11 protein-coding genes are annotated in these 11,499 nt (G+C 64.7%); 6 read left to right on the top strand and 5 right to left on the bottom strand.

Annotated elements, in window-relative coordinates; translation table 11 throughout:
- Positions 1 to 180: 180 nt before the first annotated feature.
- Together QYM46_RS07410 and QYM46_RS07405 are read right to left on the bottom strand one after the other, a co-directional pair.
- Positions 181 to 1,488: a PhoH family protein gene (locus tag QYM46_RS07410; RefSeq protein WP_169251949.1), complete on the bottom strand. Its 1,308-nt coding sequence runs from the start codon at positions 1,486 to 1,488 to the stop codon at positions 181 to 183.
- Positions 1,489 to 1,699: 211 nt separating this feature from the next.
- Positions 1,700 to 2,461: an isoprenyl transferase gene (locus tag QYM46_RS07405; RefSeq protein WP_169251948.1), complete on the bottom strand. Its 762-nt coding sequence runs from the start codon at positions 2,459 to 2,461 to the stop codon at positions 1,700 to 1,702.
- 104 nt (positions 2,462 to 2,565) lie between these two features.
- Here QYM46_RS07405 and trhA point away from each other — a divergent pair, with 104 nt between their 5' ends.
- On the top strand, positions 2,566 to 3,351 hold the full coding sequence (gene trhA, locus QYM46_RS07400) for a PAQR family membrane homeostasis protein TrhA (RefSeq protein ID WP_432791408.1): 786 nt from the start codon (positions 2,566 to 2,568) through the stop codon (positions 3,349 to 3,351).
- A gap of 129 nt (positions 3,352 to 3,480) precedes the next feature.
- Here trhA and QYM46_RS07395 read toward each other — a convergent pair whose 3' ends face one another.
- A complete protein-coding gene (locus QYM46_RS07395; protein WP_432791407.1) occupies positions 3,481 to 3,864 on the bottom strand; it encodes a hypothetical protein in 384 nt (127 codons plus the stop codon).
- On the bottom strand, positions 3,861 to 4,871 hold the full coding sequence (mca, locus tag QYM46_RS07390; RefSeq protein ID WP_169251946.1) for a mycothiol conjugate amidase Mca: 1,011 nt from the start codon (positions 4,869 to 4,871) through the stop codon (positions 3,861 to 3,863). Before mca ends, QYM46_RS07395 begins: the two co-directional genes overlap by 4 nt.
- Positions 4,872 to 4,994: 123 nt before the next feature.
- On the opposite strand from mca, the gene QYM46_RS07385 reads away from it, so the two are divergent.
- Both QYM46_RS07385 and greA read left to right on the top strand, forming a co-directional pair.
- Positions 4,995 to 5,420, top strand: coding sequence for a DUF4307 domain-containing protein (locus QYM46_RS07385; RefSeq protein ID WP_432791406.1), 426 nt, complete (start codon positions 4,995 to 4,997; stop codon positions 5,418 to 5,420).
- Positions 5,421 to 5,679: 259 nt separating this feature from the next.
- Positions 5,680 to 6,174, top strand: a complete 495-nt coding sequence (gene greA, locus QYM46_RS07380) for a transcription elongation factor GreA (RefSeq protein WP_152347873.1) — start codon at positions 5,680 to 5,682, stop codon at positions 6,172 to 6,174.
- 97 nt (positions 6,175 to 6,271) lie between these two features.
- Here the strand turns inward: greA and QYM46_RS07375 are convergent, their stop codons facing one another.
- Complete coding sequence (locus QYM46_RS07375; protein WP_169251944.1) at positions 6,272 to 7,741, bottom strand: AI-2E family transporter; 1,470 nt, start codon at positions 7,739 to 7,741, stop codon at positions 6,272 to 6,274.
- 63 nt (positions 7,742 to 7,804) lie between these two features.
- Here QYM46_RS07375 and QYM46_RS07370 point away from each other — a divergent pair, with 63 nt between their 5' ends.
- From QYM46_RS07370 to QYM46_RS07360, 3 genes are all read left to right on the top strand, one after another.
- Entirely contained in the window at positions 7,805 to 8,782 is a 978-nt protein-coding gene (locus QYM46_RS07370) for an SGNH/GDSL hydrolase family protein (RefSeq protein WP_432791405.1), read from the top strand.
- Positions 8,779 to 9,516 carry a Maf family protein gene (locus tag QYM46_RS07365; RefSeq protein ID WP_169251943.1) on the top strand — a complete coding sequence of 246 codons (738 nt, stop codon included), beginning with the start codon at positions 8,779 to 8,781 and terminating at the stop codon, positions 9,514 to 9,516. Before QYM46_RS07370 ends, QYM46_RS07365 begins: the two co-directional genes overlap by 4 nt.
- A gap of 123 nt (positions 9,517 to 9,639) precedes the next feature.
- A complete protein-coding gene (locus tag QYM46_RS07360; protein ID WP_432791404.1) occupies positions 9,640 to 11,451 on the top strand; it encodes an acetyl/propionyl/methylcrotonyl-CoA carboxylase subunit alpha in 1,812 nt (603 codons plus the stop codon).
- Positions 11,452 to 11,499: the final 48 nt, after the last annotated feature.

The raw sequence follows: 11,499 nt of genomic DNA, 5'->3' as shown, positions 1-11,499 counted from the left end.
TCTGACAGATCGAGACGGCGCCCGGACGGAATCGTCCGGGCGCCGTTTCGTGTCCGCGGCCCATTTCGAGCCCCGTCGACCGCTCACCCCAGCGTCGACCGCTCACCCCAGCGTCGACCGCTCACTGCACAGCCCGATACATCGGCGGTAACGTGAGCGGTCGGCGACCGGAACAGAGGCTCAGGACCGGAACGGGTCGAACTCCTCGAGCACATCGGTGACCAGAGCCGCGATCTCCGACCTCTCGGACCGTGTCAGCGTGACATGAGCGAACAGTTCGTGGCCCTTGAGCTTCTCGATCACCGCAGCGACTCCGTCGTGCCTGCCCACTCGCAGGTTGTCGCGCTGGGCGACATCGTGGGTGAGCACCACCTTCGAGTTCATTCCGATGCGTGAGAGCACGGTGAGCAGAACATTGCGCTCCAACGACTGTGCCTCATCGACGATGACGAATGCATCGTGGAGCGACCGTCCTCGGATGTGCGTGAGCGGCAGCACTTCGAGGATCTCTCTGTTGACCACCTCGTCGATGACGTTCTTGCTCACCAGCGCGCTGAGGGTGTCGAACACGGCCTCCGCCCAGGGGTTCATCTTCTCACCTTCGCTGCCGGGCAGGTAGCCGAGGTTCTGCCCGCCGACGGCGTAGAGGGGGCGGAAGACCATGATCTTCGAGTGCTTGTTCTCCTCGAGCACCTTCTGCAGGCCCGCCATGAGGGCCAGCGCGGACTTCCCCGTTCCGGCTCGCCCTCCCATCGACACGATCCCCAGGGCGTCGTCGAGCAGCATGTCGATGGCGATCCGCTGTTCCGCCGATCGGCCGTGGACGCCGAAGATGTCACGATCCCCGCGCACCATCGACACTCGGTTGCCGCTGCGCACACGGCCCAGTCCGGATCCGCGCGGTGAGGTGATGACGACACCGGTGTTGACCACCTCGTCGGAGACCTCCTCGGTGACGACCGACCCCGAATCGTAGAACTCGCTCATCTGCTCGTCGTCGAGGCCGAGCTCGCTCATCCCGGTGAACCCGGAGTCGACGGCCAGCTCCGCCAGATACTCCTCCGCGTGCAGACCCAGGGCCGAAGCTTTCACTCGCATCGGCACGTCCTTGGTCACGACGACCACGTCACAGCCTTCGGCCGACAGGTTGCGGGCCACGGCCAGGATGCGGGTGTCGTTCTCCGTCCGGTCGAAGCCGACCGGCATCGTGGAGGCGTCGATGTGGTTGAGCTCGACCCGCAGCGTTCCGCCCGCATCGCCGACCGGAATGGGCTGATCCAATCGGTCGTAGTCGGAACGGAAGTCGTCGAGGATGTGCAGGGCTTTGCGAGCGGTGAATCCGAGTTCGGGATGATTGCGTTTGCCCTCGAGTTCGGAGACGACGATGAGCGGGATGACGACGTGATGTTCGGCGAAGCGCAGAAGCGCTCCGGGATCCGACAGCAGCACCGAGGTGTCGAGAACGTAGGTGTGGACTTTTTCAGCCATGAGGACCTCTGAGGCGTGAGTTCCGCCGAGATCCGGTTCTGACATCCCCCGATCTCGGGTTGGTGTCGACCAACTACAGTCAACCTAACCCGGTTCGCCCCCGCAGACGGCAGCGGCACGCGCGTTCGGGCAAGTCGAGGTCATGAACTTCGAGTGAATGCGGGATTCCACCGTCACTCGGCCTTGAATCGGCGCGGGCCGCCGGCAGGCCCTATTTGCCGAAGCGGCGCTGCCGCAGACCGTAGTCGCGCACGGCGCGGAGGAAATCCGTGCGACGGAAGTCCGGCCAGTAGGCTTCGCAGAAATAGAACTCCGAGTAGGCGCTCTGCCACATGAGGAAGCCGGAGAGTCGCTGCTCTCCCGACGAGCGGATGATGAGGTCGGGATCGGGCTGGCCCTTGGTGTAGAGGTGTTCGCCGATCTGCTCGGGAGACAGCTCGGAGATGATGGTCTCGAGATCCGTGCCGTCGTCGGCCTGAGTCCGCAGCAGGGATTTCACCGCGTTGACGATCTCCTGTCGGCCGCCGTAGCCGACGGCGACGTTGACGCGCATGCCGCAGTCCTCAGTCGTCGTCACGGCTTCCAAGCGGGCCCGCAGATCCGGTGGAACGATCTCGAGATCACCGACGAGTTGGACCCCGACGCCGTCGAGCGCTGCGATCTTCTCCACCAGATCCGAGATGATCTCGATGAGGATCGACACCTCTTCGGCGGAACGGGCGAGGTTCTCCTTGGACAGAACATAGAGAGTGACGATCTCCACGTCGATCTCGTGACACCAGCCGAGGAATTCGACGATCTTCGCCGCTCCGGCCCGGTGACCGTCTGCGGTCGTGGCCCCGAATTCCTTCGCCCACCGGCGATTGCCGTCGGTGATGACGCCGACGTGCCGCGGAACCGGAACCGACTTGTCGAGCTCACGCTTGAGCCGTCGCTCGTACAGCCGATAGAGCAGGTTCACGGGTCGCGCCACAGCTGTCCTCTTCCATATGGGTCGTCGGTCGGCTCGAACACTGTATAAGACTACTAGCCGACGATGCTGAACGCGGCCTCAGGCGCGCTGGCTACTATGGACCCATGAACGCTTCGCTCACCGATTCCTCTCCAGCCGTCCCCGACGGCTCCGGGCCCGTCGGTTCAGCCGGTGCGGATGATTCACCGCCCGCCGATGACCACCGCATCGCCCGTCGCCGCTCGGCTCTGCGAGCCGAACTGACGAAACTGGCCGGTCAGGTCAAGCCGAAGCTGCGTGGATGGTTCCACGCCGGTGCTTTCCCTCTGGCGATGATCGGCGGCCTGGCGTTGGTGATCATCTCCCCGACGATCGATTCGCGTATCGCCGCCGCGATCTTCGCCGTCACCGGCATGCTGCTCTTCGGCACCTCCGCCGTCTACCACCGAGGCCGCTGGCGCACCCGCGCCCGCCTGGTCCTGCGGCGGCTCGACCATGCGAACATCTTCCTCATCACCGCCGGCACGTACACTCCGCTGGCCGTGCTGATGCTCACCACCGACCAGGCGATCCTCCTGCTGTCCGTGCTCTGGGGTGCCGCCGCCCTCGGAGTGGCCTTCCGTACGATCTTCACCACCGCGCCGAGGTGGCTCTTCGTGCCCATCTACGTCGGGTTCGGGGTCGCCGGAGTCGGATACATCCCTCAGATCTGGGCGACGAACTTCGCCGTCGGCCTCCTCGTCGTCCTCGGCGGTGTGTGCTATATCGCCGGCGCCGTGATCTATGGGATCAAGCGGCCGAACCCCTCACCGAAGTGGCTCGGCTTCCATGAGATCTTCCATATCCTCACGATCCTCGGCTACGGCTGCCATCTCGCCGCGCTCATCATCGCCGCCGTCGCCGCCTACTGAACTCCATTCGACTGAGTCCGGACGGTCCGCCCCGGCTCTCCGTCCTTCAGCTGAGTCCGCACGGACGCAACCGGCGCGATCACCCATCGGTGATCGCGCCGGTGTCTATGGGCACAGGACCTCAGAGCCTCAGGCTCGGCCATTCCGTTCGTCGGAGGATTCGGAGGAATCGATCGGCTCCTCCGTCGCGCCGCCTCGGCGATCTGCATCGGATGGTCCGGTATCGGCGGCTGCGTCGGAGTCGGGCTCAGCGGTCTCCGGTTCGGGTGCATCCGGCCCTGAGAGCGTCGACTGATTCGGCACCACATGCCTACGCAGTGGGATCGGGTAGGCATCATTCGCACCCGATCGGGCCCGCACCCGACGGACACGACGCAGAGCGTCCCGGATGAGGAAGATCGTCAGGATCACGATGACGAGGGTAGCCAGGAAGCCGATCGTTCCGGGTGTCACCAGATCCGGGTCCGGTGCGCCTCCGTCCGGAGTCGGGGTCGGAGAGGACGCGAATATCATGCGCGGGCATCGCTTTCGGTCGGGACTGCTGCTTCAGCGTCGAGGTCGTCGGCGGCCGGTGATGCCGGGAGCATCCCCTCATCGGGAACGCGACGACCGTCATCGAAGGTCACACAGGCGAACAGATCGGTCTCCTGGAAGTCGAGATCGCGGTTCAGCGGTTCACGGCCGGTGAGGTCGAGAGCCAGTTCGAACTCCTCGGTCGGCCAGTACGTGCGAGCGGCCTTGCGAGAAGCAGAGAAGAAGCCGCCCTCGGGGTCGATCTGAGTGGCATGGGAAAGCAGCGCCCGATCGCGAGCAGTGAAGAACTCGGAGCAGTCGATGCGGGTGCTCAGCCAGTTGTGGCGTTGATTGTCGCGCTTCTTGAAATCCTCGAGGTGGTCGGCGAACGGGGATTCGAGTCCCGCCTCGAGCATCTTCTCGTGGATGGTGATCCACTTCTTCGCCGACAGGTCCTGATTGAAGTAGATCTTCTGCACCTGCCACGGCTCACCGAGCTCGGGATGAGAGGCCGCATCAGCGGCGGCCTCGACGGCGGCCATAGTCACGGCATGGTTCTTGATGTGGTCGGGATGAGGATAACCGCCGAGCTCGTCGTAGGTGGTCACCACCTGCGGCCGGAAGGTGCGGATGATGTGCACGAGGGGCAGCATCGCGACCTCATCGGGGACCCGATAGAAGCATCCCGGAGGAGTCTGGTTGTCGAAATCACCGTCGGGCAGCCCCGAGTCGACGTGCCCGACCCAGACATGTTCGGCACCGAGAGCGGCGGCAGCCGTCGCCATCTCCTCACGACGGAGACCGGCGATATCGCGGCTGGCCTTCGGGCTCTGCAGCAGAGCGGGGTTGAGGATGTCGCCGGCCTCACCGCCGGTCATCGTGGCGATGAGCACCCGCGCACCCAGAGACGCGTACTTCGCGGTCGTTGCCGCACCCTTGGAGGATTCGTCGTCGGGGTGGGCATGGACGGCCAACAGGCGCAGCCCATGGTACGGAAGCGAAGTCATATCCTAAATGTCCCTTTCGATTCAGCCTGGTGGCCACCTCCTGCCGGCGCTGCGGCTGACATGATCGCCGGCAGAGGATCGACTACTCTAGATTAGTGCGCGAAGTACTTAATGAGGAATTCAATGACTGAGGTAACAGTGGCACCACCACTGCATGATGATCGCTACGGCCGGACCAGCAGGCCCACACGAGAGCTGAGTCGTCGAGCGAAGATCATCGCCGTCGTCGTCCTCGCCGCTGTGGTCGCCGTCATCGCTGTCTGGGCCTTCCGTCCGCAGACGAATCCCACGACACCGCGCACTCTTGACTATTCGGTTGTCGACGACTCGTCAACGCACGTCAGCGTCGGAATATTTCCGGATCAGGAACGCGACGTGCACTGCATCGTCCAGGCCACGAATGAGCACGAAGCGATCGTCGGCTTCACCGAGGTGACCGTTGCTGCCGATCCGAATGCCGATCCGAATTCGCCGAAGCGCGTCGACGTCGACCTGGCCACGACTCAGCTGGCGGCCTCCGGTCACGTGGACTCCTGCTGGTTCGAATAGGCCCGTCGCTCGAGCTCATCGGCCCCTGGTGTGAGCACAGGAGGCCGGGCCGCCTGAGTCCCTTCGAATAGTTCTCGCACGAGGATGCGGCTTGCGGCTGCGAACTTCCGGCTCGCGGCAGTCAACGTGATCGAGCTCATCGTTTTTCTCTGCAGATGCGTTACACTGTAGTTTCATTCAACTTCCGGGCGTGCCCATACGCCCGGTTTTTTCGTTGCCTGACACGCCCGTCAGTGCACCGACCGAATAAGGAGAAGTCATGACCGAGGAAGTCACCCAGGAAGAGACATGGTTGACCCAGGAAGCCTTTGACCGCCTGTCGAAGGAACTCGAGCATCTCTCCGGACCGGGTCGTGCAGAGATTGCTGAGAAGATCGAAGCCGCCCGCGACGAGGGTGACTTGAAGGAGAACAGCGGTTATCACGCAGCACGTGATGAGCAGGGCAAGCAGGAAGCTCGCATCCGCCAGCTCGAGGTGCTGCTGCGCAACGCCAAGGTCGGCTCTAGCGACAGCGACGGCAAGACCGTGGCCCCCGGAACCGTCGTCACTGCGACCGTCGCGGGCAACAGTATGCGGTTCCTGCTGGGCAACCGCGAGATCGCCGGGGACTCCGATATCGACGTCTTCTCGGAGAAGTCGCCGCTCGGAGCGGCTGTCCTCGGCGTCAAGGCCGGAGACACGACCTCATACGAGGCTCCGAACGGCAAGACCATCGAGGTCAAGGTCGATTCCGTCGAAGCCTTCACCGGCTGATCATCGACAGACGGAAGTGGGCGGGTGCGATCGCACCCGCCCACTTCTCTATTCACTCCGGTTCAGACGCGTCGTGCCGGGTCGCCTGGTCCGAGGTTCAGGCGTCGTCGGGGCTCTTCTTCGGCCGTCCGGGCTCTGCCGAACCGGGCTCACCCGACGTCGTCGAACCGGTTGTTCCGGTTCCTGCCGAATCGGGCGGTTCGGTATCTGATGCGCGTTCGACCTCCGCGGATTCGCGGACGGCATCGGTGAGCCGTTCCTTCGCTGTCTCCAGGACAGCGGTGGCTTCGCGCTCGTCCGGGTCTCGCTTCGGGTCTCGCACCGGATCATCCTCTGCGGCCTCGGAATCACCGGCGTTCGTGCGCACGATATAGCTGACGACGCTGTTGAGCACCGCCACCAGGGGAACGGCGAAGAGGGCACCGACGATGCCGAAGAGGAAGCCGCCTCCGGTGACCGCGAGGATCACGGCCAGCGGGTGGACGGACACGGCCTTGCCCATCAGGAAAGGCTGCAGGACCTGGCTTTCGATCTGCTGGACCGCGATGACCACGGCCAACATGATCACCGCGCTGACCAGTCCGTTCGAGACCAGAGCGACGAGCACGGCGACCGCGCCGGAGGCGATGGCGCCGACGACGGGGACGAACGAGGTGAGGAAGACGAGCACGGTCATGGGAATGACCAGAGGGATCCCGAGGAACGCAGCGCCGATGCCGATGCCGATCGCATCGACTGCGGCGACGAGGATCTGGACCCGCACATACTGCACGAGGGTCGTCCACCCGCGCCGAGCGGCTCCCGTGGCGACGGGGCGGGCGGGAACCGGCAGCAGGTTCATGACCCACCTGAAGATGTTCTCTCCGTCATAGAGGAAGAAGAACGTCGCGAACAGGCAGACGGCCATACCGGTGAGGAAGGTGCCCACCGAGGAGGTGGCCTCCAGAGCACCGCCGAGAAGTTGGCTGCTGTTGTTCTGGAAGAAGCTCGTCGCGGTCTTGATCGCCTCGTCGATATAGCTCGAGATGGTCGAGGCATCGATGCCGAAGGGACTCGTGGCCAACCAGCCGCTGATTCCGGACACACCGGCGATGACCTGTCTGACGAGATCGGGCATGCCGGAGTAGATCTGCTGACCGACGAGGCCGAAGAGGCCGAGCACGATGACGATGAACCCGATGAAGGAGATCGCAGCGGCCCCGCCGCGCGGTACACGCTTCTTCTTCAGCCACCCGGTCAGCGGAGCGAGCAGAGCGGCCAACAGCAGAGCGATGAGCACGGGCAGCACGACGCTGGAGATCTTCGACAGGAGCCACAGTGCCACGCCGATCGCCACGAGCACGACGATCGACCGCCACGACCACGCAGCAGCGAGTTTGAGACCCGGAGCCACATACGGTTTGGCCTCGGCCTCGATTCGACTGAGTGCGATCTCCTCGGGACTGACGGCCTGCGACGGGGTCATTTCGGATTCGGACTGGGAACGCGAGGATCCGCGTCCCCGCCGGAACGCCTCCCATGCCCCACGGAATCGGTTCGGAGGATGCTGCTGATCGTTTTCGGTCATGCTCCAACAATAGTTGTTGATGCACTGACAAAGGTGCAATGATGACGCCGGAGGAGGGAAACAGTGGGAAGACGCTTGATCTATACGCTGGCGACCATGGGAGCGACCGTCGTCGGCGCCGGTGCCTCGGCTGCGGGGCTGCTCCGCCACCAGGCAGGATCGCTGCGCAGCTCCTTCGACGACGACAAGAACCGTCACTTCTCCACCTTCACCGAGGCGATCGCCGCTCCACGGGACAACGACGATGATGACTCCGCCGCCCTGGCCATCATCGGCGATTCTTGGCTCTGCGGGGTCGACGTCGACGCCGATCAGGCGCCCCCGACTCTCATCGGCCGCGGTCTGGCGCGGATGCTCGGCACCACTGTGCGGGTCCAGACCACGGCGCGCCCCTCGGCACTGTCGGATGATCTGCATCGGCAGGTCGACGAGATTCTGCGCTCGCCGTGGCTCTCTCGTCAGCTCTCGGATCGCTGGAGCGAAGACCGCCGATTTGCGATCATCTCGATCGGCACCGGCGACATCATCCACCCGATCCAGGCGACCATCGGCGTTCCCGTGCTCAACCAGGCCATCAACAGGCTCCAGCGTGAGGGCCGTTACACCGTATTCGTCCTCGTCTGTCCCAATCTCGGCGGTCTGCCGGGGCTGCGCGATCCGCTCAAGACGTCACTGCGGCGGACCTCTCGGGTCCTCGCCGGTTCTCAATGGCTGGCAGCGCTGGCCGCACGTGCGGTTCCGCTGCGGTCGACGGGATCGCTGAGCGGAACGACGCGCCGGTCTCTGCTCAATGGCTCGGGACGATTCCCCAGCGAACTCGGCTATGCCCAGCTGTCCTCGACTCTGCTGTCCGCGATCGCCGAACGCATCGAAGCACCGGTCGTCGTCGATCGCAGCCTCGACATCCCTGAGAAGGGCGAAACCGCCCGCCGACACGAACTGGTCCCCGGTGCCGAGGCGCAGTCAGATGCCGAAGAATCAGCGGTGACAGAGGACATCAGGGCCGAACCGGTCCCGAATCACTCGGAGACCGTCTCGTGATCCCGGTCGTCCTCGCCTCCCAGTCTCCTTCACGTCGCCAGATCCTCCGGGACGGCGGAATCGACCCGGTCATCATCGTCTCCGAGGTCGACGAACGTGCCCTCGAGGACGATTTCACCGGCTCCGTCGGCGAACTCACCACAGCGTTGTCGGAAGCGAAGGCTCGTGCGGTCATCGACCGGATCATCGGATCCGCTCCCCCGGCACTCGAGGGCGCGGACACCGTGGTCGTAATCGCCGGGGACTCTCTGCTCGAATTCGACGGGCGAGCCATCGGGAAACCGGGAACGGCAGAACGCACTCGCGACGTGTGGTCGGCGATCGCCGGCCGATGGACGCAGCTGCATTCGGGTCATACGGTCGCCGTCCTCCTCCGGACTCCGCAATCGAACGGCGCAGCCGGGCTGACGGGAGCTGACGACCGCAGAGACACTGCCGATCGCGCCGATCGAACCGCCTCGGCGCCATTCGAACTCAGCGCCCTGCGCTCGAAACGGTCGGCCACCTCGGTGCTCATCGGCTCACCCAGCCCGGAGGAGCTCGAGGCGTACATCGCCACCGAAGAGCCCTTTCACGTGGCCGGGGCGCTGACGATCGACGGATTCGGCGGAGCCTTCGTCGACCGGCTCGACGGCGACCATCTCACCGTCCTCGGACTCAGCCTGCCAGTCGTTCGCGAACTGGTCACCGACATGGGCCTGTTCTGGCCCGATCTGTGGACTCTCCAGCGGTAGACTCGGTTCTGGTTCGGTGACACGCCCGAGGACATTGAAGTTCTCGTCCCAATTTTTTATCGCTGTCCTACAAACCCTTGGTGCTGTTCTCTAAATTGTTCTGTGATCATACAAAGGAGCACCATGACCACAGTCCTCTCCGACTCCACGACCTCGGTTCTGAGCACCACGGTTCCGACCGGGGCCGTCCGCCGAGTCCTCATCGCCAACCGCGGTGAGATCGCTCTGCGCATCATCCGGGCCGCCCACGACCTCGGCATCAAGGCCGTCGCCGTGTACACCCGCGCCGATTCCGATGCCGACTTCGTCGAACTCGCCGATGACGCGTGGCTGCTGGACGGGTCCGGGGCCGGGGAGACGTATCTCGACATCGACAAGATCCTCGCCCTGGCCAAGCGCTCCGGTGCCGATGCCGTCCACCCCGGCTACGGCTATATGGCCGAGAACGCACAGTTCGCGCAGGCCGTCATCGATGCCGGGCTGATCTGGGTCGGTCCTCCTCCGGCAGCGATCGAGCTCCTCGGCGACAAGTCCGGAGCTCGGGCCGTCGCCGAGGCTGTCGATGCTCCGGTCGCTCCCGGTTCCGACGGGGCCGTGGCCGATCTGACCGAGGCCGCCGAGGTGGCCGACCGGATCGGGTTCCCCGTCGTCGTCAAGGCCGTCCACGGCGGAGGCGGACGCGGTTTCCGCGCCTGTGCTGCCGCCGAGGACCTCGAAGCCGCCTATACTGCGGCGACCCGAGAGGCCCAAAGTGCTTTCGGCCGCGGTGAGTGCCTCATCGAGAAGCAGATCGTGCGCCCCCGCCACCTCGAGACCCAGTGCCTGGCCGATGCCCACGGCAATGTGCGGGTCGTGTCCACGCGCGACTGCACTCTGCAGCGCCGCAACCAGAAGATCATCGAAGAGGCGCCCGCCCCGTTCCTCACCGCCGAACAGGAGCGCATCGTCTCCGAAGCCTCGGCTCGTCTGCTCGCCCACGTCGGCTACGTCGGCGCCGCGACCTGCGAGTTCCTCCTCGGCGAGGACGGCACCATCATCTTCATGGAAGCCAATGCGCGCATCCAGGTCGAGCACACCGTCACCGAGGAGGTCACCGGAGTCGACCTCGTCGGCTGGCAGGTGCGCATCGCCTCGGGTGAGGCTCTGCCGGATGAGTTCCCCGCTGTGCGCGGGCACTCCTTCCAGTTCCGCATCAACGCCGAGGATCCCACGACGTTCTTCCCCGCCACCGGCGCAGTGAAGAACTACCGTGCTCCGTCGGGTCCGGGCGTGCGCCTGGACTCCGGCATCGGCGAAGGCAGCGTCGTCGGCACGGACTTCGACCCGATGCTGGCCAAACTCGTCGTCACCGGAGCCACCCGTGATGAGGCCCTGGCCCGAGCACGTCGGGCGCTGTCCGAATACCGCATCGAAGGCGTCTCGACGCTGCTGCCGCTGCACCGGGTGCTCGTGGACGAGCAGGCGTTCGCCGCCGACTTCATGGTCTGGACCAACTGGCTCGAAACCGCTTTCGTCAATCCGCTTGTCGATCCACAGCTAGGAGAACAGATGAGTACTGCAACCGACAGCTTCAGTGTTGTGGTCGAGGTCGATGGCCGTCGGATGACCGTTTCGGTCCCCAAGGACGTCATCTCGGACCTCGGTCATGTTCCCAGCCCCAGCGTGCCACGGCGCAAGCGCGGGCTGAGCAGCCGCAAGGGTGCGAAGATCGCCGACGACTCGAATGCGCTCAACGCTCCCATGCAGGGCACCATCGTCTCCGTCGCCGTCAATCCCGGTGACACCGTCGAAGTCGGTGACACCCTTGCCGTCATCGAGGCGATGAAGATGGAGCAGCCGCTCAAGGCCGGTCACTCCGGCACCGTCTCCGAGGTGCTCGTCGACGCAGGTGCCTCGGTGAAGTCCGGTGAGCCGATCATCCGCTTCGCTGCCTGAGGAGCATCGACTCCGGTGTTCAGTTCGTCCCGAACGCAGGAGTCCCGC

Origin of the sequence: Brevibacterium sp. K11IcPPYGO002 (assembly GCF_050920635.1) — a bacterium.
In the GTDB taxonomy this organism is placed as follows: domain Bacteria; phylum Actinomycetota; class Actinomycetes; order Actinomycetales; family Brevibacteriaceae; genus Brevibacterium.
Note: the sequence above shows the minus strand (reverse complement) of the source record. Positions and strands in the feature narration are given on the sequence as shown.